At 61.6% G+C, this 24,483-nt stretch carries 23 protein-coding genes; 8 read left to right on the forward strand and 15 right to left on the reverse strand.

Annotated elements, in window-relative coordinates; all coding sequences use genetic code 11:
* Positions 1-131 precede the first annotated feature (131 nt).
* Positions 132-644, reverse strand: a complete 513-nt coding sequence (locus WNZ15_RS03730) for an Hcp family type VI secretion system effector (RefSeq protein WP_342891585.1) — start codon at positions 642-644, stop codon at positions 132-134.
* A 412-nt stretch (positions 645-1,056) separates the two neighbouring features.
* Here WNZ15_RS03730 and WNZ15_RS03735 point away from each other — a divergent pair, with 412 nt between their 5' ends.
* Entirely contained in the window at positions 1,057-2,016 is a 960-nt protein-coding gene (locus WNZ15_RS03735) for a tyrosine recombinase XerC (RefSeq protein ID WP_342891586.1), read from the forward strand.
* Here WNZ15_RS03735 and WNZ15_RS03740 read toward each other — a convergent pair.
* On the reverse strand, positions 2,013-2,576 hold the full coding sequence (locus WNZ15_RS03740; protein WP_342891587.1) for a GNAT family N-acetyltransferase: 564 nt from the start codon (positions 2,574-2,576) through the stop codon (positions 2,013-2,015). The two genes, WNZ15_RS03735 and WNZ15_RS03740, sit on opposite strands and share 4 nt — an antisense overlap.
* A gap of 345 nt (positions 2,577-2,921) precedes the next feature.
* Between WNZ15_RS03740 and WNZ15_RS03745 the strand changes: the two genes are divergently transcribed.
* Both WNZ15_RS03745 and WNZ15_RS03750 read left to right on the forward strand, forming a co-directional pair.
* Positions 2,922-3,329, forward strand: coding sequence for a serine/threonine protein kinase (locus WNZ15_RS03745; RefSeq protein WP_342891588.1), 408 nt, complete (start codon positions 2,922-2,924; stop codon positions 3,327-3,329).
* Between the two features lie 107 nt (positions 3,330-3,436).
* Positions 3,437-3,688: a hypothetical protein gene (locus tag WNZ15_RS03750; RefSeq protein ID WP_342891589.1), complete on the forward strand. Its 252-nt coding sequence runs from the start codon at positions 3,437-3,439 to the stop codon at positions 3,686-3,688.
* A gap of 74 nt (positions 3,689-3,762) precedes the next feature.
* Here WNZ15_RS03750 and WNZ15_RS03755 read toward each other — a convergent pair whose 3' ends face one another.
* Positions 3,763-4,401, reverse strand: coding sequence for a cation transporter (locus WNZ15_RS03755; RefSeq protein WP_342891590.1), 639 nt, complete (start codon positions 4,399-4,401; stop codon positions 3,763-3,765).
* Between the two features lie 79 nt (positions 4,402-4,480).
* Between WNZ15_RS03755 and WNZ15_RS03760 the strand changes: the two genes are divergently transcribed.
* Positions 4,481-4,915 (forward strand): helix-turn-helix domain-containing protein, encoded by a 435-nt coding sequence (locus tag WNZ15_RS03760; RefSeq protein WP_342891591.1) that lies wholly within the window; start codon positions 4,481-4,483, stop codon positions 4,913-4,915.
* A gap of 50 nt (positions 4,916-4,965) precedes the next feature.
* Here the strand turns inward: WNZ15_RS03760 and WNZ15_RS03765 are convergent, their stop codons facing one another.
* The 12 genes from WNZ15_RS03765 to WNZ15_RS03820 form a co-directional block, all read right to left on the reverse strand.
* Complete coding sequence (locus WNZ15_RS03765) at positions 4,966-6,495, reverse strand: hypothetical protein (protein ID WP_342891592.1); 1,530 nt, start codon at positions 6,493-6,495, stop codon at positions 4,966-4,968.
* A gap of 103 nt (positions 6,496-6,598) precedes the next feature.
* Positions 6,599-8,002, reverse strand: coding sequence for a dihydrolipoyl dehydrogenase (gene lpdA / locus WNZ15_RS03770; protein ID WP_342891593.1), 1,404 nt, complete (start codon positions 8,000-8,002; stop codon positions 6,599-6,601).
* A gap of 42 nt (positions 8,003-8,044) precedes the next feature.
* The gene (locus WNZ15_RS03775) at positions 8,045-8,803 is read right to left on the reverse strand and encodes an SDR family oxidoreductase (RefSeq protein ID WP_342891594.1); all 759 of its coding nucleotides are present in this window, start codon (positions 8,801-8,803) and stop codon (positions 8,045-8,047) included.
* 19 nt (positions 8,804-8,822) lie between these two features.
* Entirely contained in the window at positions 8,823-9,239 is a 417-nt protein-coding gene (locus WNZ15_RS03780; RefSeq protein WP_342891595.1) for a hypothetical protein, read from the reverse strand.
* 17 nt (positions 9,240-9,256) lie between these two features.
* On the reverse strand, positions 9,257-9,871 hold the full coding sequence (locus WNZ15_RS03785) for a LysE family translocator (RefSeq protein ID WP_342891596.1): 615 nt from the start codon (positions 9,869-9,871) through the stop codon (positions 9,257-9,259).
* A 44-nt stretch (positions 9,872-9,915) separates the two neighbouring features.
* Positions 9,916-11,433: a 2-oxoglutarate dehydrogenase complex dihydrolipoyllysine-residue succinyltransferase gene (odhB, locus tag WNZ15_RS03790; protein WP_342891597.1), complete on the reverse strand. Its 1,518-nt coding sequence runs from the start codon at positions 11,431-11,433 to the stop codon at positions 9,916-9,918.
* A gap of 73 nt (positions 11,434-11,506) precedes the next feature.
* Complete coding sequence (locus WNZ15_RS03795; protein ID WP_342891852.1) at positions 11,507-14,494, reverse strand: 2-oxoglutarate dehydrogenase E1 component; 2,988 nt, start codon at positions 14,492-14,494, stop codon at positions 11,507-11,509.
* 217 nt (positions 14,495-14,711) lie between these two features.
* Positions 14,712-15,620 carry a succinate--CoA ligase subunit alpha gene (sucD, locus tag WNZ15_RS03800; protein ID WP_342891598.1) on the reverse strand — a complete coding sequence of 303 codons (909 nt, stop codon included), beginning with the start codon at positions 15,618-15,620 and terminating at the stop codon, positions 14,712-14,714.
* On the reverse strand, positions 15,620-16,819 hold the full coding sequence (gene sucC / locus WNZ15_RS03805) for an ADP-forming succinate--CoA ligase subunit beta (protein ID WP_342891599.1): 1,200 nt from the start codon (positions 16,817-16,819) through the stop codon (positions 15,620-15,622). Before sucC ends, sucD begins: the two co-directional genes overlap by 1 nt.
* 76 nt (positions 16,820-16,895) lie before the next feature.
* Positions 16,896-17,858, reverse strand: a complete 963-nt coding sequence (gene mdh, locus WNZ15_RS03810) for a malate dehydrogenase (protein ID WP_342891600.1) — start codon at positions 17,856-17,858, stop codon at positions 16,896-16,898.
* Between the two features lie 173 nt (positions 17,859-18,031).
* Entirely contained in the window at positions 18,032-19,186 is a 1,155-nt protein-coding gene (gene zapE / locus WNZ15_RS03815) for a cell division protein ZapE (protein ID WP_342891853.1), read from the reverse strand.
* Between the two features lie 199 nt (positions 19,187-19,385).
* On the reverse strand, positions 19,386-20,315 hold the full coding sequence (locus WNZ15_RS03820; RefSeq protein ID WP_342891601.1) for a LysR substrate-binding domain-containing protein: 930 nt from the start codon (positions 20,313-20,315) through the stop codon (positions 19,386-19,388).
* Positions 20,316-20,405: 90 nt separating this feature from the next.
* On the opposite strand from WNZ15_RS03820, the gene WNZ15_RS03825 reads away from it, so the two are divergent.
* The 4 genes from WNZ15_RS03825 to WNZ15_RS03840 all read left to right on the forward strand — a co-directional run bounded on the left by WNZ15_RS03825 (position 20,406) and on the right by WNZ15_RS03840 (position 24,461).
* Entirely contained in the window at positions 20,406-20,915 is a 510-nt protein-coding gene (locus WNZ15_RS03825; protein WP_342891602.1) for a TRAP transporter small permease subunit, read from the forward strand.
* Positions 20,912-22,210, forward strand: a complete 1,299-nt coding sequence (locus WNZ15_RS03830) for a TRAP transporter large permease (protein WP_342891603.1) — start codon at positions 20,912-20,914, stop codon at positions 22,208-22,210. The genes WNZ15_RS03825 and WNZ15_RS03830 overlap by 4 nt, the downstream gene beginning before the upstream one ends.
* Positions 22,211-22,267: 57 nt before the next feature.
* Positions 22,268-23,260: a TRAP transporter substrate-binding protein DctP gene (gene dctP / locus WNZ15_RS03835; RefSeq protein WP_342891604.1), complete on the forward strand. Its 993-nt coding sequence runs from the start codon at positions 22,268-22,270 to the stop codon at positions 23,258-23,260.
* Between the two features lie 100 nt (positions 23,261-23,360).
* Positions 23,361-24,461 carry an FAD-dependent oxidoreductase gene (locus WNZ15_RS03840; protein ID WP_342891605.1) on the forward strand — a complete coding sequence of 367 codons (1,101 nt, stop codon included), beginning with the start codon at positions 23,361-23,363 and terminating at the stop codon, positions 24,459-24,461.
* Positions 24,462-24,483: the final 22 nt, after the last annotated feature.

Below are 24,483 nucleotides of genomic sequence, written 5' to 3' on the forward strand. Positions count from 1 at the left end.
ACGAACCGCCCGGTGCAGGGCCGGGCGGTTCCAGTCGGCGGGAGGGGCGTCCTGCCGGCTGCATGGGCCGCTTCGCAGAAAGCGGCCCAATTTCGTTTTGAAGTCAGTCCTGGCGATCAGGTGACCAGAAGTCAGGTCACAGGAGCGCGGTAGTCGTCGGAAGCACTGGTGCCGGCCTTTTCGTGGGTCCATTCCACCTTGCGGTAGGTGAAGGACCACTTGTCGGTGTCGCCGCGCGAGGCGTTCTTGTCGTCGGTGACGTCCGGCAGGATCGTCTTGCCTTCCACCAGAACCGCGTCCTCGAACTTGATCGTGTAGTAGTGCTCCTGGACGCCGGTCGTTGCGGTGCGCCAGAAATGGACTTCGATTTCCAGGGCTTCGCCAGTGGCCAGAGCCTGCCACAGCAGCGGCGTGGCCTTGTCGACCGGCTTCATGAAGGTGGTCGGCATGTGGCGGCGGGTGGCGATGATGGACCCGGACTGCGGGTCCCGCGGAACAACGGCGTTCTGCTCGAAGTGGTACACGAGGGACTGGCCCTCATGGCCTTCCTGCCACAGGTTGCCGATGCTGTCGGCGGTGGTTGCGTCGGCTGTCATGTCGCCCTGGGTTGCGCCCTTGACGGTGATGTAAGCGATGTTGGACATTTCAGTACTCCTTGCTGGCATCTGAAGGCGATGTTGCCTGAATGCGATATTGCCTGAATTCCGGGGCGCCGTTGGTGTGTGGCGCCGATACCAAGGGAATTGCAACGGGTGTGCCAGTTTGCCGAAAAATCATCAACTCATTGATTTTATTGCCTGAACCGACGATTCTTTGGGTCTCGTGAAATATGGCTATGTGCAGAAATCTGCACAGTACGCCCCAGGGTGCGAACAAACATGCGCAGCCAAAGTGTGACGAAGATCACAAAATGAGGTTCCCGCGGGTCATGCGGGTCTGTTCACACCGGTTTCAGGCGTTGTTTTCCGCGATGCCCTGGGTGGTGTCCTGCGTAAAACTGCACAATTCGTTTGCCCGTTAACGGAACCGTTGCCGATCCGGCGTCAGACTGATGCCATGAATGCCACCAGAAAAGATACCGAAGCTCTTCTCGTGAGCGCTCGCCCGGAGCTGAACCGGCGCGTCGACAAATGGCTCGACCACCTGTCCGACGAGCGGCGTCTCTCGGACAAGACCCTGCTTGCCTATGAACGGGACCTGCGTCAGTTCCTGCGTTTCCTGACCATGCATCTGGGCGGCGCGCCCGGTCTGGACGACATTGCCGGGCTCCGTCCGGCCGACTTCCGCGGATTTCTCGCCAATCGCCGCCGCGAGGGCGTCAAGAGCCGGTCGCTGGCCCGGGGCCTTGCCGGGATCCGGTCGTTCCTGCGGTTTCTCGAACGGCGCGGCGAAGTCAATGCGGCCGCCTCCTCCGCCATACGGCCGCCGCGTCAGGCGCGGTCGTTGCCAAAGCCGGTCTCTTCGGGAGACGCCCTGAACATCACCAGCGGCGATCTGGCAATGGAAACCGAGCCGTGGCTCGAGGCCCGCAACGCCGCCGTGCTGACGCTGCTTTACGGATGCGGCCTGCGCATCTCGGAAGCCCTGTCACTGACCGGCGCCATGGCGCCGCGAACCGGCACCAGGACACTGCGCATCGTCGGCAAGGGCGGCAAGGAACGGATCGTCCCGATCCTGCCCGCAGTCTGCCAGGCGGTGGATCTTTATCTGAAGCTCTGTCCCTATGCCGTCGACGCGCAGGGGCCCCTGTTCCTGGGGGCCAGAGGCGGACCGTTGAACCCGCGCATGATCCAACTGGCCATGGCCAGGTTGCGCGGTGCACTCGGCCTGCCCGACAGCGCCACACCCCATGCGCTGCGCCATTCCTTCGCGACCCATCTTCTGGCCGGCGGCGGCGATCTGAGAACCATCCAGGAACTGCTCGGCCATGCCAGCCTTGCCTCGACGCAAATCTATACCGAGATCGACAGCGCGCATCTCCTGTCCGCGTATGACAAGGCCCATCCGAGGCGTTAGGGCGGTCCGGGAAATCCATAGACCGTGCGCTCCAGACCATCCGGAAAGTGCTCGCGCGCAATGGGCTCGCCACCCAATTTGCGAACCAGCCCCCGGGCGGCGAGATTTTCGTCGTTCATGTGGGTTTCCACCTTCGACCAACCAAAGCACTCGTAAGCGTGCCGGATCGCCGCCTGCGACACTTCAACGGCCGCACCTGTGCCGCGTGCGGCCGGCATCAGCCACCAGGTCAGTTCCCGGCGCGGCCAGCCCTCCGGCCAGACAAAACCACACCCGCCGATAATGTCAGCGCCCCCCTTCGGCGCAATCGCCCACACACCATAGCCGCGCAGCTGCCAATGGCCGAGATGGCCGGCGAGCACGCGCCATGCCTGGTCCGCGCGCAGCGGCCCGCCATAAAAACGGGACGCTTCGCCATCGCCGTAAAATGCCCGGTAAACCGAAAAATCGCGCGCCTCCGGCAGGCGCAGAAGAAATCGCCGTGTTTCCAAGAACTGCATGATAATACCAACCTCAACAAATAAGAACCCATCTGACCGTGTCTGGAGACTGTTCAGCAAGAAGCAGGTCGCAGGGCGATATGGGTTATCGTCCAAGACCTTCGACGCTGCGGAACAGTCTCCAGACACGGCCTTCGGTGGCCTGTTCCGGCCCGCCGGACGGCGTTGCACTGCTTGAACGGCCAACCAGGCCGTCCTGCGCAACGCGCCTGGCCGGCAAACAGGAACAGTGCCATCAGATGGGTACTTATTTGTTGAGGTTGGTATAAGTCTCTGGTTGCGTGAACGGAATCCTTTACGAAGGACTTGTTGCCTCAAACCATGGTGTAGCCGGACAGACACCAATCGGCTAGGTTGCTGTTCAGACCCGCACCGATCCGGGTTCTGTTTCTTGGGAGAATGCGCATGCGTCTGATCCTGCTCGCAGCCGGTTTTGTTCTGTTCCTGGCGACGCCCTCCCTGGCCCAGCGCGTCTATTGCCCGCTTCCCGAAGACGGTATCTGGGTCAATGCAGATGCCGCCCCGAAGGAAATTTCCCGGATAGAAGTGGAAAGCCGCTGCGAAAACGAACGGGTCCTTGTCCGGGTCCGGGCCTTCACCTCCTGTATCCCGCGCGATTGCAAATGGGGCTGGACCAGGGCCGAGATGCGCTCCGACGGCGCCATTCAGGTTCTGCTGATCGGCTTCCTGAGCAGCAAGCAGCTCACGCTCAAGGTGTTTGGCGATCTTCTGGATACCCATGTTGTCAACATCGTCAATGACCTGTCCGAGCCCCGCAGGGAGAAGACCTACAATCTGGTCCGCAAGAAATGACAGCTCACCACGGGCCTTTTTCGGTTTTTTCTTGCCAGATCGCGGATTTGCCTTACCCTGCGGCAGATGCCGTTTCTTCAAACGCGCGACACCGACGGAGGACTATCATGCGTCTGACTATCATGCGTCTATTGAGCACCAGTGTCGCGGCCATTGCGTTGACCGCATTCGCGATCGCCCCGGCAAATGCCTGTTCCTGGGGCAAGTCCGCGAAAGCCAAGGAAAAAATGACCGTAGCGGATACCATGATCGTGCCGCAGGTTGAAACGGATGTCGCCATCGCCACCAATGATCTGAGCGATGACATTCTCAAGGAAGAGATCATTCTGCCCACGCCCGGGGAAAAGCCGGTCGAGTGATCCCGCGACTGCGATGCGCCTGACCGGCACGACCGCCGGAGACAGGCAGATAAACCGGTTCGTGCCGGGGTCCGTCAGGTCTCCGGAACGGTCCGGTCGGCGTCGCTCCGGTATTCGCGGATCGCCTGGGACAGGATCTGGACAGACGAACTGACAAACAGGCACGCCATCAGACCGGCGACGATCAGATCGGGCCAGGCGGCCGCCGTGCCCCAGACGCCAAGCGCCGCGAGCATTACGGCGACATTGCCGACAGCATCGTTGCGCGAACACAGCCAGACGGAGCGCACGTTGGCATCGCCGTCCTTGTAGCGGACCAGGATCAGCACGCTGGCGAGATTGGCCGCAAGCGCCATGAACCCGACTGTGCCCATCACCGCCGCCTGCGGAACACCCAGAACGAAGACCTGATAAAGTGTCGAGCCCGCGACCCAGATGCCCATCAGGAGCAGGCTGGCGCCCTTGGCCAGCGCCGCCAGAGAACGGGCCCTGACGGACGCCCCGATCACCGCCAGGGAAATGCCGTAGGTCGCCGCGTCGCCGAAGAAATCGAGCGCATCCGCCTGAAGCGATTTCGACCCGGCCGCCTGACCGGCAACCATTTCGACGGCGAACATGCCGGCATTTATGGCAATGACCAGCCAGAGACGGCGGCGGTAATCCTTCGACATGCCGTCAAAGGTGCCTTGCGAATGTCCGCAACATGCGCTCATGAAAACTCCCCGGGTCTTGAAAATTCAACACGGATACCCTTGTAATCCCTCTAGCGACTAGAGGTTCAAGAGGCTTGTGATGGATTTTTCGATCGGTGAAATGTCAAAGCGCACCGGCGTGAAGGTGCCGACGATCCGCTATTACGAGAAGGAAGGGCTGCTGAATGCGCCGATGCGCAGCAGGGGCAACCAGAGACGCTATCGGCCGGCGGATCTGGAACGGCTCGGTTTCATCCGGCACTGCAGGGAACTCGGCCTGCCCATGACCGCCATCCGCGACCTGATCGAACTCGGCCAGCATCCGGACAAGCCCTGCCGGCAGGCCGACCGGATCGCCGCCGACCAGTTGAAGGCCGTGCGCCGGCGCATCGCGCATCTCACCAGGCTGGAAGCGGAACTGAAGCGTATTGCCACCAGTTGCAAGGGCAGCCATACGGTGACGGAGTGCAATGTCCTGAAGGCGTTCGGGGATCACGGCCTGTGCCAGTCCGGTCATTCTGCGGAAGACGCCTGACCGCACCGCTAGCCCCGGCGGCAGACAAGCGGACCTGAGAGCAAGATACTTCAGTCGGCTTCAAGCACACGCGGTCCGGTCCCTTCGCCGAGCTTTTCGGCGAGGACCCTTCCGGCCGTCCGTTCCAGACGCATCATGGTCCAGCGTTCCTGCGGCAGATTGCAGGACTGGCGGCCGAGGACGCAGGGAATTTGCGGAACCCGCCGGTACTGCGGATCCTGCCAGAGCGTCTTCGCCGTGTCATGGTGGCCCTTCAGATATCCGAGCAGCGTGTATTCGCTGACGTACCAGACATCGCCATCCTCCAGATCGGCGGTGCGGGTCGGCCGGCCCTTGGGAAAGGTGCCGCCCCAGGTCCAGGCAAGCGCGCCGTCCGTCTGCTGATCCAGATAATGATGCGCCATGATCTCGTCGATGAACACGCGCCGGCCCGCCGCGAGATCCCGGGAATAGGCCGCGGCGACGTCCTTCGCGTTGCCGGCAGGGATGGACAGAAGATAAAAACTGACAAAATTGAACGACAGCACCCCGAACAGCAGCGCGAACAGAACTGCCTTGGCCCTGGCCCGGCGCGCCGAGAAAGCGGCATCGACGGCGACAAGAAACACCATGGATGCGGCAAGGTTCCGGATCAGCGCCTTGTCGTGCAGGAACGCCGCCAGAAACTGGCCCGCGGCAAGGCTCGCACACAGAATCGCGGCGGCGCGGGCCTTGCGGTACACGATCCCGGCCGCGGCCGCGAACAGCACGGCCCGGAAGATGGCCTCGTCGTTGAACCCGCCACCGGTCGAGCGGCTTGCGTGGTAAGCAAATTGCTCGAAGAACGCCGCGAATTCGAAATCGACGGAGACAGCAAAGACAAGCAGGGCAAGACCCAGGGCTGCCAGTCCCTCGCCGGCAAGCCTGACGGGGCCTGCGTGCCGGGAAGCCAGACGCGCGATCTCGATCATCGCGATGGCTCCGAGACTCCAGGCAAAAACGGCGGGCGCGGCCAGCGGTGCAGTGGCGAGCAGAAACTTGCCGAAGACGCCGAAGCCCGTCCGGAAACGGCTTCCGTCTCCCGGGCCTTCGCTCTGGAGCAGCGGCAGGGACACAAGCAGTCCGGTCAGGAACAGAAGAGACCCGGTCAGTTCCAGCCGGAAGCCCGCGACCACAAAGGCAGGCGCGAACAGCAGCGGCGTGAACATGGCGGCAAGGCGCAAGTTCAGCCTGAGGCAGATCGCCACGAAGGCCAGGCTGGTCAGGCCGTAACAAAGGAACTCGAACAGCACCAGTGCCGTTGTACCTGTGCCCGCCCCCGCGAAGAACCAGCCGGCTAGGACCATGTGGAGACGCGGTTGCAGGTGATAGCTTTGAAGCCCCGGAAATTGCACCGCGAGCAGGCTGTTCCAGTGGCGGCCTGTCCCGGCCCATTCCATCGCCCAGGGAATGAAAAAGAGATCGTCGACATTCGGGATTGTCCGGTCGGGCCAGAAAAAGACCAGACCGCAGACAAGCGGCAGGAGAAACCCGGAAACCAGGAGCAGACGAACCCGCGTCACCGGCGAAGCGCCATCGTTTGCGATTGAGGCCTGGTTCACGGAAGACTACCACAGAGCATTACTGATGACTCATCCGACCGGTTCCGGGGTTTCCGGCCAAGGGCACAATGCGCCCCGCCGAAGCAGGACGCATGAGTGACCCTCAGGAATGGATCGGCTTCGCGAAGGCGCCCATGGCGGCTTCCTTGACGGCTTCCGACATGGTCGGATGGGCGTGGCAGGTGCGGGCGAGGTCCTCGGAAGAGCCGCCGAACTCCATCAGCACCGCGGCTTCATGGATCATCTCGCCGGCGGCGAAGCCGACGATGTGCACGCCCAGGACACGGTCGGTCTTGGCATCGGCCAGCACCTTGGCGAACCCGTCGGTCTTGTTCATGGCACGCGCGCGGCCGTTGGCCGTGAAAGCGAACTTGCCGGCCTTGTAGTCGATACCAGCCGCATTGAGCTCTTCCTCGGTCTTGCCGACGGACGCCACTTCCGGCTGGGTGTAAACGACCCCCGGGATGACATCGTAGTTCACGTGACCGGCCTGACCGGCGAGAATTTCCGCGACGGCGACGCCTTCATCCTCGGCCTTGTGGGCGAGCATCGGCCCGGCGACCACATCACCGATGGCGTAGATGCCGTCGACATTGGTCTTGTAATGCTTGTCGATCTGCACCCGGCCACGCTCGTCCAGCGCAACCCCGGCCGCGTCGAGGCCGAGACCTTCGGAATAGGGCCGGCGGCCGATGGCGACCAGCACGATGTCTGCATCGAGGGTCTCGGTGTCGCCGCCCTTGGCAGGCTCGACACTGACGGAAAGGCCCTTGCCCTTCTTCTGGACGCCGGTGACCTTGGAGGACAGCTTGAACGCCATGCCCTGCTTCTTCAGCATGCGCTGGAAGTTCTTAGAGACATCGCCGTCCATCGGTCCGAGGATCTTGTCCATGAACTCGACCACGGTGACCTCAGATCCGAGGCGGTTCCAGACCGACCCGAGCTCAAGACCGATCACGCCGCCGCCGACCACGACCATCCTGGCCGGCACCTTGTCCAGCTCAAGCCCGCCCGTGGACGAGACAATCTGCTTCTCGTCAATCTCGACACCCGGCAGGGGCATGACGTCGGAGCCGGTAGCAATGACGATGTTCTTCGCTTCAAGCACGCTTGCCTTGCCGTCGTCGCCGGTCACCTCGACCTTGCCCTGGGCGAGAACCTTGCCGGTGCCCGTGTGCACGTCGATCTTGTTCTTCTTCATCAGGAAGGCGACGCCGTTCACGTTGGCGTCGACCACGTCGGTCTTGTGTTTCATCATCGTCGGCAGGTCGAGCTTCGGCTTGCTCACCTTGATGCCGATTTTTTCAAAACCGTGGCCGGCTTCCTCGAACATTTCCGAGGCATGCAGCAGCGCCTTGGAGGGAATGCAGCCGATGTTGAGGCAGGTGCCACCAAGCGTTGCGCGTTTTTCGACGACGGCCGTCTTCAGGCCAAGCTGCGCGGCCTTGATCGCGCAGACATAGCCACCCGGGCCGGTTCCGATGACGACAAGATCATATTGGGACATTTTGGTCGCCTTTGTCTCTTTCACTTCAGGTTTAAAAACAGGTTACGGCAGAATTGCCCGGCCTCCGGACACATCCAGAATGGCGCCGGTCGTATAGCTTGACTGATCGGAAAGCAGCCAGACGATGGCATCGGCCACCTCGTCGGCAGTGCCCGCGCGTTTCATCGGCAGCCTGGACTGGAGCTGGGCAACACGGTCGGGCGCGCCGCCCGAAGCATGGATTTCGGTGTCGATGATGCCCGGGCGGACGGCGTTGACGCGCACGCCCTCGTCGGCGACTTCAAGCGCAAGTCCCACCGTCATGGTGTCGATCGCGCCCTTCGAGGCCGCGTAGTCGACATATTGAGCGGGCGATCCGAGTTTGGACGCGGCCGAGCCGAGATTGACGATGGCACCGCCCTTGCCGCCGTGCCTGGTGGACATGCGTTTCACCGCCTCGCGCGCACACAGGAACGAACCGATCACATTGATGGAAAACATCCGGCTCAGACGTTCCAGCGACATTTCGTCGACCCGCTGCGTGAGATCGACAACACCGGCGTTGTTGACCAGCCCGGCGAGATCCCCCAGATCGTCGGCGGCCCGGAACAGGGCCAGAATGTCGGCTTCGTTGCCGACGTCGGCCTGCACCGCCTGCGCCCTGCCGCCGGCTTGGGAAATGTCGGCCACAAGTGCCTCCGCCGCCGCGCTGTTGCTGGCGTAGTTGACCACGACCGTGTGCCCGAGCGCCGCGAGCTTCCTGCAAACGCTGGCCCCAATTCCGCGGCTGCCGCCGGTGACGATGTGAACTTGATCGGACATGCGGGTTACGGATGACACTCTATTTGACCGGACGCAGGGTTTCCGAGGCACGGCCCCTGGCCCAGGTTCCGAACAGGGATCCATCGGCCTCGATCCGGTAGTGCACCGGATCGGTTTCGCCCCAGTCGATGACAAGCGTGTCCCCGGTCAACGGCCCCTGGCCGTGAAAGGTCTGACCGGCGATCCGCCACTGAAAAAAAGCCGTGCCGTCCTTCACCGAGATGGTGACCTGGCCCTGATAGGGCGATCCGTCGGGGTTGCGGCCCAGCACGGAATAGACCCCTTCGATCTGTGGCTGGTAGGCGGTTTTCGTCGTTGCGTGAGACGGCACGGAAAATGCCGCCAGCACGGGTGCTGCAGACACGGCCAGAATGAGAACCGCAGCAAGCCTCAACGAGAGTGATTTCAGTCCAGCCGCATTGTTCCGTGATGCCATCTGCACCTCCCGTCGGTTTACCGCTCCGCCAGAGCCAGCCGCAGACCGAAGCCGGCGAAGGTGGCGGCGATCGTCCGGCGCATCCAGACCATGACCCGGTTGCTTTTCAGAACCCTTTCTCCGATCAGGGCGGCGAACAGGCCGTAGATCGCGAAAACGACGAATGTCATGGCCATGAAAACGCCGCCGAGCAGAGCCATCTCCAGTGCGGCATTCTTCGCTGCCGGATCGACGAATTGCGGCAGGAAAGCGAGAAAGAACACCGTCAGCTTCGGGTTGAGTATGTTGATCAGGAAGGCCGTGCGCGCGGTGGCGGCAAAGCTCTTGCGCGCCCTGCCGTCCGCCTTCAGCTCCAGCGGACCGCTGTCCTTCAGCATCTGCCAGGCAAGATAGAGCAGGTAGGCGACCCCGGCATATTTCACCGCCTGGAACACCAGGGCACTGGTATGCATCAATGCCGCCAGACCGACCACGGAGGCCACGATCGCCAGGATGATCCCGAGGGTACAGCCGAAGGCGGCGGCGATGGACGCCCGCCGCCCGCCGCCGAGCCCTGCGGCCACCGTGTAGACGACCCCGGTCCCCGGAACCAGCACCACGATCAGGGCAGTCAGCAGAAACTCCAGACTCATGATGCGGTCCTCCAGAAACGGGGGCGAGGCCGGCTGCTCCGGATCTAGAGATCCAGAACCAGCCGCTGCGGATCTTCCAGGCTTTCCTTGACACGGACCAGGAAGGTGACGGCTTCCTTGCCGTCGATGACCCGGTGGTCGTAGCTGAGCGCGAGATACATCATCGGACGGATGACCACCTGGCCGTTCACAGCCATCGGACGGTCCTGGATCTTGTGCATGCCCAGAATGCCGGACTGCGGTGCGTTCAGGATCGGCGACGACATCAGCGATCCATACACCCCTCCATTGGAGATGGTGAAGGTGCCCCCGGACATGTCAGCCATGCCCAGTTTGCCGTCCCGGGCCTTGCGGCCGAGATTGCCGATTTCCTTCTCGACCTCGGCGATGGACATCTGGTCGGCGTCGCGCACCACCGGAACCACCAGGCCCTTGTCGGTGCCGACGGCCACGCCGACGTGGCAGAAGTTCTTGTAGATGATGTCGCTGCCGTCGATTTCGGCGTTGACTGCCGGGACCTCTTTCAGGGCATGCGTCACCGCCTTGGTGAAGAAGCCCATGAAGCCAAGCTTGACGCCATGCTTCTTCTCGAAGAGATCCTTGTACTGTTTGCGCAGCTCCATCACCGGCCCCATGTCCACCTCGTTGTAGGTGGTCAGCATGGCGGCGGTGTTCTGGGCGTCCTTCAGGCGGCGCGCGATGGTCTGGCGCAGCTTGGTCATGCGCACGCGCTCTTCGCGGGCTTCGTCGCCGGCGGCCACTGGGCCACGGGGAATGGCGGCCGGAGCCGGTGCGGCGGCGGACGTGGCACCGGAGGCAAGCGCGTTGATAACGTCTTCCTTCAGAACCTGGTCGCGTTTGCCCGTGCCGGACACCTGATCGGCGGACAGGTTGTTTTCCGCCATCATCTTCTGGGCGGACGGTGCCGGCGGCATGGACGAGCCGGTGCTTGCGGCGGGTGCCGGCGCGGATGCGGCCGGGGCCTCGGCGGCCGGCGCGGCGGCGGCACCTGACGGATCGATCTGGCACAGCAGGGCGCCCGGCTCGACGGTGGCGCCGGTTTCGGCAGTGATCTTCACGACGGTGCCGCCGACCGGCGCGGGCACTTCCTGCGCGGCCTTGTCGGTTTCCAGTTCCACCAGCGTGTCGTCGACCTTGACGGTGTCGCCAACCTTGACGCTCCATTCGCCGACTTCGGCCTCGGTGACGGATTCGCCCGCGCTCGGGGTGATCACATCGACAAGGTCCGCTTTGGCGGCGGGCTTGGCCGCCGGCTTGTCGGCCGATTTTTCCGGTGCGGCGGGTGCGGCGGGCGCGGCGGCCGCGCCTTCCGAGATCTGACCGAGAAGAGCGCCGACCTCGACGGTGTCGCCTTCCTTGACCACGATGCTTTCCAGGGTTCCGGCAGCGGGAGCGGGAACTTCCACGGTCACCTTGTCGGTTTCCAGTTCCACCAGCGGCTCGTCCTGTTGAACGGCGTCGCCGGGTTTCTTGAACCACTGCGCAATCGTCGCCTCGGAAACGGATTCACCCAGCGTGGGCACGCGAATTTCGGTTGCCATGGTCGCCTTCTCTTAAAATTACCTGGCCAAATTTTGCGAAGAGGGCCCGAAGGCCCTCTTGAACGAATTGCGTCTAGCTTCCAAGAGCCTGTTCAAGGAATGCCTGCAGTTGCGCCAGATGCGCGGACATCAGACCGGTCGCGGTCGAGGCCATCGCATTGCGGCCGGCGTAGCGCGGCCGCCGGTGCTTGGCGTCGATCTGTTCCAGCACCCATTCGATATAGGGCTCTACGGACCCCCAGCCACCCATGTTCCTGGGTTCTTCCTGACACCAGACCATCTCGGCCTGCGGGAAGCGGGCCAGTTCCAGCATGAGCGCCTTTTTCGGGAACGGATAGAGCTGCTCGATACGCATCAGATAGACATCGTTGATGCCGCGCTTCTCGCGCTCCTCGAACAGGTCGTAATAGACCTTGCCCGAACACATCACGACCCGGCGCATCTTGTCGTCGTCGACAAGCTTGCTCTTCTCGTTGAGGTTGGGTCCCCAGTCGTCCCACAAGACACGGTGGAACGTGGAGTTGGGACCGAGTTCGCTGAGTCTGGACACCGCCTTCTTGTGACGCAGCAGGGATTTCGGCGTCATCAGGATCAACGGCTTGCGGATGTCACGGCGGAGCTGACGGCGCAGGATGTGGAAATAGTTCGCCGGGGTCGAGCAGTTGGCGACCTGCATGTTGTCTTCCGCGCACATTTGCAGGAAGCGCTCCAGCCGCGCGGAGGAATGCTCCGGTCCCTGGCCCTCGTAGCCGTGCGGCAGCAGGCAGACCAGACCGGACATGCGCAGCCACTTGCGTTCGCCCGACGAGATGAACTGGTCGAACAGAACCTGCGCACCATTGGCGAAATCGCCGAACTGGGCTTCCCACAGGGTCAGGGCCCGCGGTTCGGCCAGCGAGTAGCCGTATTCGAACCCGAGCACGGCTTCCTCGGACAGCATCGAGTTGATGACCTCGTAGCGATGCTGATCGGAGGAGATGTGGTTCAGGGGAATGTAACGGCTTTCGTCTTCCTGGTCATAGAGAACGGAGTGACGTTGCGAGAACGTGCCGCGCTCGCAGTCCTGGCCGGACAGGCGGATCGGATGGCCCTCCTTCAGCAGCGACGCGAAGGCGAGGGCCTCGGCGGTTGCCCAGTCGATGCCTTCACCGGTCTCGATCATACGCTCGCGCTGCTTCATGAACCGACCGACCGTGCGGTGGATGTTGAAGCCCTCGGGCACACGGGTCAGCGCCCGGCCGATGTCCTTCAGTTCGTCTATCGGCAGGCCGGTTTCACCCCGGCGCGGATCGTCCTCGTCAGAGGCCCGCTTCATGCCGGCCCATTTGCCGTCGAGCCAGTCCGCCTTGTTCGGCTTGAACGCCTGGCCGGTGTCGAACTCCGCGTCCAGATGCTTGCGCCAGTCGGCCTTCATCCGGTCGACTTCTTCCTGGCTCAGCACGCCTTCCTTGATGAGGCGGTCGGAATAGAGCTGCAAGGTGGTCGCGTGCTTGCGGATCTTGCGGTACATGATCGGCTGCGTGAACGCCGGCTCGTCGCCCTCGTTGTGGCCGAAACGGCGGTAACAGATCATGTCGATGACCACGGGACGCTGGAACGTCTGGCGGTATTCGATGGCGATCTTGGCCGCGAACACGACCGCTTCCGGATCGTCCGCATTGACGTGCAGGATCGGTGCCTCGATCACCTTCGCCATGTCCGACGGATAGGGCGAGGACCGCGAGAAGCGCGGATTGGTGGTGAAACCGATCTGGTTGTTGATGATCACGTGGACCGATCCGCCCGTGCGGTGGCCGCGCAGCGCGGACAGACCGAAACACTCCGCAACCACGCCCTGGCCGGCAAAGGCGGCATCGCCGTGCAGGAGCAGCGGCAGAACGGACCCGCGATCGACTTCCGTCGTCTCGATGAACCTGCCGTCCTTGTCGGCCGCCAGTTGATCCTGTTTCGCGCGGGCCTTGCCGAGCACCACCGGGTTGACGATTTCCAGGTGGGACGGGTTGGCCGTCAGGGACAGGTGAACATTGTTGCCATCGAAAGTCCGGTCGGAAGACGCCCCTAGGTGATACTTGACGTCGCCGGAGCCTTCCACGTCGTCGGGTGCGGCGGATCCGCCCTTGAACTCGTGGAAGATGGCCCGGTGCGGTTTGCCCATCACCTGGGACAGAACGTTCAGCCGGCCCCGGTGGGCCATGCCGAAAACGATGTCCTTCAGGCCGAGCTGGCCGCCGCGCTTGATGATCTGTTCCAGCGCCGGGATCAGCGCTTCGCCGCCATCAAGGCCGAAGCGCTTGGTGCCGGTGTATTTCACGTCCAGAAACTTCTCGAAGCCTTCCGACTCGATCAGCTTGTTCAGGATCGCCTTCTTGCCCTCGGAGGTAAAGGCAACCTGCTTGTCCGGACCCTCGATGCGCTCCTGGATCCAGGATTTCGCCGCCGGGTCGGAAATATGCATGAACTCGACACCGAGCGTCGAGCAGTAGGTCCGCTTGAGAATGTCCAGCATCTCGCGGATGGTGGCGTATTCCAGACCCAGAACGTGATCGATGAAGATCTTGCGGTCCCAGTCGGCTTCCGAAAAGCCGTAGGAAGACGGATGCAGTTCCTCGTGATCGCCCTTGCCGGCAAGGCCGAGCGGATCGAGGTCCGCGTGCAGGTGCCCGCGCATCCGGTAGGCCCGGATCATCATCAGGGCGCGAACGGAATCGCGCGTCGCCTGATGCACCTGGGCGTCGGAAACCGGCTCGCCCTTGACCTCGGCCTTCTTCTTCAGCTTGTCGCCGAGCTTCTGCTCGATCGGACCCCAGTTGCCGTCAAAGGCATTGACGAGATCGCCGTTTGCCTCGATCGGCCAGTCCTTGCGTTTCCACGTCGCCCCGCGCGCTTCCTTCAGGACCGCTTCCTTCTCGTCGTGGAACGACGCAAAGAAATCCCGCCAGTCGGCGTCAACCGAATTCGGATCCGTCTTGTACTGTGCGTAGAGGTCTTCGATATAGGCTGCGTTGGCGCCGTAAAGCAACGACGTCAGTGCGAATACGTTGTTCGCGTCCTGCCGTGCCATGTTCATCTAGCGGAGGATTGCTCCGCCCTTTTTGTTTAGGCGGGCCGAAAATATGACCCGCGGCCGGTTCCCTACCATGGCCGGTGCGCGGGATGTCCTGACACGCCAGCCCCTCGAAAAATGGTCACGGCGCGCTGCCGCGCCGTAACCCATCCTTTCATCATGCACCGGGAAACGTAAACAGTTTCCGTCTCCCGCAGCAAATAATCTTGTTGAATCAGCCCTTCAAGACTTCGAGAAGCGTCTCGCCGAGCTTGGCCGGAGACGGTGACACCTTGATGCCGGCGTCTTCCATGGCCGCGATCTTGTCTTCCGCGCCGCCCTTGCCGCCGGAAATCACCGCACCGGCATGACCCATGGTGCGTCCCGGAGGAGCTGTGCGGCCCGCGATGAAGCCGGCCATCGGCTTCGAACGGCCCTTCTTGGCTTCGTCCTTGATGAACTGCGCCGCTTCCTCTTCGGCCGAGCCGCCGATCTCGCCGATCATGATGATCGACTCGGTCGCGTCGTCCGCCAGGAACATTTCCAGGACGTCGATGAACTCGGTGCCCTTGACCGGGTCGCCGCCGATGCCGACAGCCGTCGTCTGGCCGAGACCTGCATTGGTGGTCTGGAAAACGGCTTCATAGGTCAGCGTGCCGGAGCGCGAGACAACACCCACGGAGCCCTTCTTGAAGATGGAGCCCGGCATGATGCCGATCTTGCACTCTTCAGGGGTCAGGATGCCCGGGCAGTTGGGCCCGAGCAGACGGGAGCTTGATTTCTCCAGCCGTCTCTTGACCTTGACCATGTCGGCAACCGGAATGCCTTCGGTGATGCAGACGATGAACGGGATTTCCGCATCGATCGCCTCGATGATCGCCGCGCCCGCGCCTGCCGGCGGGACGTAGATCACGGAGGCATCCGCACCAGTGGCTTCCTTGGCCTCACCCACGGAGGCGAAGATCGGCAGCTCGGCGGCGCCCTCCAGGCCGGAAGACCAGGTCTCGCCGCCCTTTTTCGGATGCACGCCGGCAACCATCTTGGTGCCGTAGTATTCCAGCGCCTGTTCGGTATGGAACGTGCCGGTCTTGCCGGTCAGGCCCTGAACGATGATTTTCGTGTCTTTGTTGACCAGGATGGACATTATGCGCCCCCCTTCACGGCTTTGACGATTTTCTGGGCGGCGTCGTCGAGATCGTCTGCGGCGATCACGTTGAGACCGCTTTCGTTGATGATCTTCTTGCCGAGTTCCACGTTGGTGCCTTCCAGGCGGACAACGAGGGGAACCTGCAGGCCGACTTCCTTGACCGCCGCAACCACGCCTTCCGCGATCACGTCGCAGCGCATGATGCCGCCGAAGATGTTGACCAGGATGCCCTTCACGTTCGGATCGGAGGTGATGATCTTGAACGCGGCCGTCACCTTCTCCTTGGAAGCACCACCGCCAACATCCAGGAAGTTGGCCGGCTCGGCGCCGTAGAGCTTGATGATGTCCATGGTCGCCATGGCCAGGCCCGCGCCGTTGACCATGCAGCCGATGTCGCCGTCGAGTGCGACATAGGCAAGATCATGCTTGGACGCCTCGATTTCCTTGGCGTCTTCTTCGGTCACGTCGCGCAGGTCCATGATGTCCGGATGGCGGAACAGCGCGTTGCCGTCGAAGGAGACCTTGGCGTCGAGGACACGCACGCGGCCGTCCTTCATGACGATCAGCGGGTTCACTTCCAGAAGGCTCATGTCCTTTTCGACAAAGGCCTTGTGCAGGATCGGGAACAGGGTCATGGCATCTTCGCGGGCCGTGCCGGTCAGTTCCAGCGCGTCGCACAGCTTGCCTGCATCCGCCTCGGTGACGCCGGTTTCCGGGTCGATCGGCAGAGTGATGATCTTGTCGGGGGTCTCTTCGGCCACCGCCTCGATGTCCATGCCACCCTCGGTGGAGACGACGAAGGCCGGACGGCCGACGGTGCGGTCGACCAGGATGGAGAGGTAAAGCTCGCGCTCGATGTCGGCGCCGTCTTCGATGTAGAGACGGTTGACCACCTTGCCGGCCGGACCGGTCTGCTTGGTGACCAGCGTGTTGCCGAGCATGTCCTTTGCGTTGGCGATCACGTCTTCCAGGGAAAACGCGAGGCGGACACCGCCCTTGGCGTCCTCGGGAAGCTCCTTGAACTTGCCCTTGCCGCGTCCGCCCGCATGGATCTGGGACTTGACGACCCAGAGCGGTCCGGGAAGCTTTTTCGCCGCGGCTTCGGCTTCGTCGGCCGAGAAGATGGCGACGCCTTCGGCCACCGGAGCGCCGAATTCCTTCAGCACCGCTTTGGCCTGATACTCATGAATGTTCATGTATTCCCCCGTTATCGGCGATCCGCCTCCGGCATGTACCGGAAGCGGCCGCTACGGTTTCAGGTCAAACGCTGCCTCAGGCGAGCGCGGGCTGAATCTTCTTGCATGCCTCGATAAGGCCGTCGACCGATGAGACCGACTTGTCGAAGTTGGTCTTTTCCTCACCCTGGAGGTCGATCTCGATGACCCGTTCGACGCCGTCGGCACCGATGACCACCGGCACACCGAGATAGGTGTCCTTCAGGCCATACTGGCCATCAAGGGCGGCAGCACAGGGCATCACGCGCTTCTTGTCCTTGAGGTAGCTTTCGGCCATGGCGATGGCCGAGGATGCCGGTGCGTAGAAAGCGGAACCGGTCTTCAGCAGACCGACGATCTCCGCACCGCCGTCGCGGGTACGCTGAACGATCTCTTCAAGACGTTCGGCCGTGCACCAGCCCATCTTGATCAGGTCCGGCAACGGAATGCCGGCAACGGTGGAGTAGCGGGTCAGCGGCACCATGGTGTCGCCGTGGCCGCCCAGAACGAAGGCGGTGACGTCTTCAACGGACACATTGAACTCGTCGGCCAGGAAGTAGCGGAAACGGGCGCTGTCGAGAACGCCGGCCATGCCGACAACCTTGTTCTTCGGCAGGCCGGAGAATTTCTGCAGCGCCCAGACCATGGCGTCGAGCGGGTTGGTGATGCAGATGACAAAGGCGTTCGGAGCGTTCTTGGCAATGCCGGCGCCGACCTGTTCCATGACCTTCAGGTTGATCTCCAGAAGATCGTCGCGGCTCATGCCCGGCTTGCGGGGAACGCCTGCGGTCACGATGACGACGTCGGCGCCCGCGATGGCCTCATAGGTGTTGGCACCGGCCAGTTTGGCATCGAAGCCATCGACCGGGGAGGACTCAGCGAGATCGAGGGCCTTGCCCTGGGGCATGCCTTCCGCGATGTCGAAGAGAACGATGTCTCCCAGTTCCTTCAAACCTGCCAGATGAGCCAGCGTGCCGCCGATCTGACCAGAGCCGATCAAGGCAATCTTGTTCCGCGCCATATCGAAAGTTTCCCTTTACGTAAGATGGAACTCCATGCCATCCTCTGATGACTGACGATGGCACTACTCGGTTTGCCGCGACCGCGCAACCTCGCCAAAAGATTATTGCGCAATCTCAGCCAAAAAGTCTCTAATCTTCCCGCCTGCATACTTCTCGTTAACGATATGCAGACCTATGCGTGCGAATTCCGTCTTTCTCCCGCAAGATACGCTTCGGACCGCATCTCGATCAACCGCGACGCCGTCCGGTCGAATTCGAAGGCTTCCGTACCGTCCTCGCCCACATACAGATCCTGTGGCTCGGCTGCCGCCGACACGATCAGCTTGATGCCGTTATCGTAAAGCGTGTCGATCAGGTTGATGAATCTCTTGGCCTCGTTGCGCCGCGCCTTCGACAGGACCGGCACGTCTTCCAGAAACACCGTTCCGTAGGCATGGGCGATGCGCAGATAGTCGCTCGCACCCAGCGGCTGCATGCACAGGTCATCGAAGGAAAACCGCGCCGCGCCGGCGGCCACACTGGGCACCGGAATTTTGCGGCCCTTGTTCTCGAGCTCCTCGGAATGCGGTTTCATGCCATGGGTCAGCTTTGCGAAAAGCGTATCCATCTGTGTCCGTGCGCCGTCCAGCGGGGTGATGTAGACCGGGGCGCCGGCAAGCTTCTCCAACCGGTAGTCCGTCGGCGAATCCAGATGCAGGATCTCCACCCTGGAAATCAGCATGTCGATGAAGGACTGGAAGAGCTGCCGGTTGAGGCCATCCTTGTAGAGCTTCGACGGCTCGACATTCGAGGTCGCCACGACGATCACGCCTTTCTCGAAGAGCTGGGTGAACAGGCGGCCCAGGATCATCGCGTCGGCAATGTCGGTGACGGAAAACTCGTCGAACAGCAGCAGCCGCGTTTCTTCCGAGATCTGTTCGGCCACCGGGGGGATCGGGTCGTCGCCCTTGACCTCGCCGCGCTTGTGCGCCTGGCGGTGTGCGTGAATGCGCTCGTGGACATCCGTCATGAATTCATGGAAATGCACCCGCCGCTTGCGGCGGATGACCGTGACCTCATGGAACAGGTCCATGAGCATGGTCTTGCCGCGCCCGACGCCGCCCCACATGTAGAGCCCCTGCACGGCGGACCAGATCTGGTTCTTCTTGCTGGCGAACAGCCAGCCGAGGGAGCTTTTCTTGGAGGCCAGGCGCGTTTCGGCAAGACGGGTGTTGAGCAGGTCGAGCTGGCGCACGGCCGCCCGCTGTACCGGGTCTTCCGATATCTCGCCGGATGCGACCAGCGCATCGTAGCGCGCGCTCATCGCGCGGTTGACCGGCAGTTCCATCTTCAAAGGCGATACTCCCTCCATGAGAACTCATGGGGTCGCGCGTGAGACCAATTGCACGGCGGAATAAGGTCAAAACGTCGCAGATGCAAGTCATGAAATCGTCTGATCCATCCCATCCTGTCATTTCAACTGATTGAAATGCAAAGCCTCTCGGACAAGTGCCTGGCGATCATCGCCGCAGATACGTCTTCCGACTTCAGATAAGACCCTCATCGACGCTCTTGAGTAGCCTGGACGTCTCCAGGCTCAGATGGGTCACGAATTCCTGCGCAAGCCTTGAGGCCGGGCGGTTCGCCGGCGTCATCACCGACATGTTTAGATAGAGGTTGGGCCGGAAGGGCCGGAAGATCACCCCACCCCTGTCCCCGAAGCTCCGGGCATGACTGGCGGCACTCAGGCTTTCGCAGATCGTGTAGCAGCACCCCTGGGAGACCAGTTGCAGCGCAGGCAGAAAGGTCCTGAGTTCAAATCTCTGCCTGAGTCGCGCGCCAGCGTCTTTAAACGCCTTGCGAATCTGCACGGTGCTGACGTGGTCCTCAAAGAGCACAGCCATCGGCTTGTCGTGAAGGTCATTCGGCGTAATCGCGGACTTGTGGGCCAGAGGATCCCCAACCGGCATTGCGCAAAGGCAGCCAAATGCAAAATCTTCCGTCCGAATGGTACTGCGCGGCTCAGGCGTTTCGGCAAAGCCGATGTCGTATTGCTGAGAGGCAATCCATTCAGCAACGACGGGCGAGGACCGCATCATGAGCGAGACCTCAATGTTGGACTTGTCCCGCGTAAATTCTCCGACAACCCTCGGCAGGAAAAAGTTCGACGCAGCCGGGTTGCAGGCAATCTTCAGCTTGCCCCTGTCAAGATTTCCGATTTCCCGCAGGATCCGGGCGGACTGGTTCATGCGTTTGAGCATGAACTCCGCTTCTTCCATGAAATAGTAGGCTTCCGGTCTGGCGACCAGCCGCCGTCTTTCCCGCTCGAAAAGCGGAAAACCTATCTCCCTTTCCAGCCCCGCAATCATGGCGCTGATTGCCGGTTGGGTCCGGCCGAGCGTCCGGCCCGCCTCCGACACAGAGCCGGTTCGCATCACTTCGACAAACGTCTGGAGTTGGCGGAAAGACAGATTCATGCATTTTCCATAAAGCCACTCTATCAAAATAGCAATATTTTCGATTTGTATTTATGTATTGACGGCTTCTAAAGTCGAGACAAACACGCAATGGCCAGTCAAGAGGCCGGACACGGTTGGGGATCGACTTTGGAAAAATACGCACAATGGCTGCTCACAGCATTGATTTGCTGTGTGGCGCTTGGCCAGTTTGTTCAGGTTATTACACGCTATGTTCTGCAGGTTCCGGTGATGGGCCTGGAAGAGACGATCCTGTTTCCGACCCTTTGGCTCTACATTCTCGGCGCCGTCAACGCGTCGCGTGAAAACACGCACATTCGCGCGAATGTACTGGAGATCTTTCTCAAGACCGAACGCCAGCACACGATCCTGGCCATCATCGGGGAAATCATCAGTCTCGCAGTCGGTCTGTGGCTGCTTTACTGGGCGTGGGACTACACCAGCTACGCCTGGCGCGTGTGGCGGGAAAGTCCGACCCTCTACATTCCCACCTTCTATGCCGACGTTGCTCTGGTCACCGGCCTCTTCCTGATGATGGTCTACACGGCCCTTTATCTTCTCGGCCACATCAGGACCTTGATGAACGGAGGCGCACGATGATCGATATCGCGCTTCTTGCCATCGCTCTGCTGGTCGTGACCCTGACATTCGGAGTGCCGCTTCCCTGGTGCTTCGGTGCCGCCCTGATGACGATGTATTTCATCGGCGACGTCACCATGAAGGGCATGGTCCTCTGGGGGTTCCAGCAGCTCGGCAATCCGGTCCTGCTCGCAATTCCCCTGTTCGTGCTGGCCGGCACCATCATGTCGGAAAGCGGCATCGCTGCCGCCCTGCTCAGATTTGTGAATGCATTCGTCGGCCATGTGCGCGGCGGGCTCGGCGTCGTGGCGGCGGTCACCTGCGCGGTCATCGGCGCCATCTCCGGCTCAGGCCTCACCGGTGTCTCGGCGATCGGACCGCTGCTCATTCCCGAAATGGAAAAACGCGGCTATCCCCGCGCCTATGCCACCGCGCTGATTTCAAACTCATCCATCCTGGGTCTCCTCATTCCACCTTCGGCAACGATGATCCTCTATGGCTGGGTCACAGATACCTCGATCGCCGCCTGTTTCCTGGCAACGCTCGGTCCCGGTTTGCTCATCATGTTCAATTTTTCAGTGGTGAACCTCTGGATGGCCCGCAGGTTCAACCTTGTGCTGGACGAAAAGCCGACTGCGGCGGAGTTTACCGGTGAAGTGGTCAGACGAGGTATCCACGCCTTTCCGGCTCTGCTCATGCCAGTCATCATCCTCGGCGGCATCTACGGCGGCATCATGACACCGACGGAGTCCGCGGCTGTGGCGGTGATTTACGCGATCCCCATCGGATTCCTCATCTATCGCGGCCTGCGCCTCGACAACTTCCTCGCAGCCGGCAAGAACGCGGCCACGGCCGTCGGCGCCATCATGCTGATGATCCTGTTCTCGATGATCCTTGGCCGGATGTTCATCTACGAAGGCATTCCGCAACAACTTGTCAGTGTGATTTTCGACATCACCGAGAACAAGATCGTGTTGCTGATCCTGATCAATATCCTGCTGTTTCTCGTTGGAATGGTGGTCAATGACGCCACAGCCATCCTGCTTGTCGCACCGCTTCTCCTGCCGCTCATGCAGGCGCTGGACGTGAGCCCTGTGCAGTTTGCCGCGATCATGGGTGTGAATACCGCCATGGGCGGCGTGACCCCGCCCTATGCGTCCATCCTCTATCTCGGCGCCAGAATCGGCAACGTCAAAGTCACCCAGGTCATACCTCCCGCCATGATCCTGATCCTGTTCGGCTACGTTCCGGTGGTCTTCCTGACCTCCTTCTGGCCGGACCTCTCGCTCTACCTGCCACGGCTGTTCGGCTACTGAACCGAGCCGTCCAATGAAACAAAAAACAAAACCCGCATAACCAGAAAGGGAACTATCATGAACATACTCTCAGGAGCGACTGCCGTCGTCGCCATTGTCGGTCTTGCCTGCGCCGCTCAGGCCACGGAATTGAAGATGAGTCATGTCCGTCCGCAGGGAGCCACGATCGATGTCGAACTGAAGGACTTCGCCAGGTCCGTGAAGGACGCGACGGACGGCGGCATAGACATCAAGATTTTTGCCGCTTCCGCGCTTGGCGACTATACCGTCGTCCAGGAAGCTGTTTCGGTTGGCGCCGTCGACATGGCCACCCAACCAGCCGCGACGGGTACCGACCGGCAGATGCAGATCGCATCCTTTCCGTTCCTTGCCTCGAGCTGGGACGAGGCGCGCAAGATCTATGGGCCGGAAGGCGTCCTTCATCAGACCATGGCCGAACTTTACGCCAAGCAGGACATAACCATGCTGGCTGCCTATCCTGTCTATTTCGGTGGAATTTCGCTCAACCGCGACCCGATCGATCCGGGAGACCCGTCGAAATCAAACGGGATCAAGGTCCGCGTTCCAGGCATCAAGAGCTTCCAGCTTACCGGACAAGCGCTCGGGTACATTCCCTCCCCGATCCCGTTCTCCGAGGCCTTCACGGCCATTCAGACAGGCGTCGTCGATGGCGTCATAGGTTCAGGAGCCGAGGGTTACTACGCGTCCTTCCGGGACGTGACCAAGACCTACATCCCGGCCAACACGCATTTTGAAGTCTGGTTCATGATCATTTCCAACGAGTCTCTGTCTTCCATCGACGCGCAAGAGCAGGACGCCCTGAAATTGGCGGCTGCAAACTTCGAGGCCCAGCGCTGGGTCGTTGCGGAAGAAGATCAGGGCAAGTGGGAACAACGCCTTGCCGACGAACTGGGGACCAATGTCGTCGAACTGACCGATGCCCAGCTTGCCGCCATGGCCGCCAAGGTCCGCAAAGACGTCTGGCCGCAGGTGCTTGCCGACATCGATGCGGAATGGGGCCAGGACATCCTGGACAAGGCGCGGAACTGAGCATCCCGCTTTCGAACGCGGATAGCCTTGAATCAGGAGGCCTCCGCCGGTCGGCAAGATTTTGCCGGCCGGACTTTCAACCACATGAATGAGACACATCATGGAATCGGACTACGCCATCATCGGCGGAGGTGTTGTAGGGCTTTCCGTCGCCTGGGGTCTGCTCAAGAAGGGCAGATCGGTGACGGTCATCGATGGCGATGACGGAAGCTTCAGGGCTTCCCGCGGAAATTTCGGACTGGTTTGGGTCCAGTCCAAGGGGATGAACCAGCCACGCTACGCGCAATGGTCCCAGCAATCGGTCAAGGCGTGGCGCGCCTTTTCGGACGAGCTTCACGGCAACACCGGTTACGAGGTCGGCCTCGAACAAAACGGTGGCTACGACTTCCATTTTTCCGAAGAGACGCTCGCCGACACTGTCCGGCAGTACGAAACGCTGAAAGCGAAACTGGGTGGCGACTATCCGTATGAGATCCTTGGACACAATGAATTGCGAAAGGAAGAACCCGAAATCGGTCCTAAGGTGATCGGAGCGATCCTCCATCATCAGGATGGTCATGCCAATCCGCTCAAGCTGCTCAAGGCGCTGGCGGACGATGTTCGCCGTCTCGGCGGCCGTGTCCTGACCGGCAAGACCGTACAATCGGTAAGCCGGACCGGAAGTTTCAGGCTGACCTGCAACGACGGGACCATGGTCGAGGCCGCCAAAACCGTGCTTTCGGCCGGCCTCGGCGCGACCGAGCTCGGACCCAGGATGGGCTTCAGGGCTCCGATACGACCACAGCGCGGGCAGGTTCTGATTACCGAAAAGCTGCCAAGGATCATGAACCGGCCGTCGCTGATCGCCCGTCAGGTCGAGGAGGGAGGAGTCCAGATCGGTGCGACGAATGAAGAAGTCGGATTAGACGATACGGTCACATTGGAGGGTCTGTCCGGTCTCGCCCAGACCGCCATTGAAACCTATCCCGTACTCGGCAGGGCCCAGCTTGTGAGAAGTTGGGGCGCGTTGCGGGTCCTCTCTCCGGACGGACTGCCCATCTACCAACAGAGCAAGGAAATGCCCGGGGCGTACCTGGTAACCTGCCACAGCGGCGTCACGCTGGCGGCGGCCCATGCACGATTTCTCCCGCACTGGCTGGAAGGAACGCCAGCCGCTCCCGACGTGAAGGTGTTCAGTGAGGACCGCTTTGCAAATTCGTAAACTTTCATCCGGCGAACAAACC

It is taken from the genome of Roseibium sp. AS2, from assembly GCF_038900065.1.
Lineage (GTDB): Bacteria > Pseudomonadota > Alphaproteobacteria > Rhizobiales > Stappiaceae > Roseibium.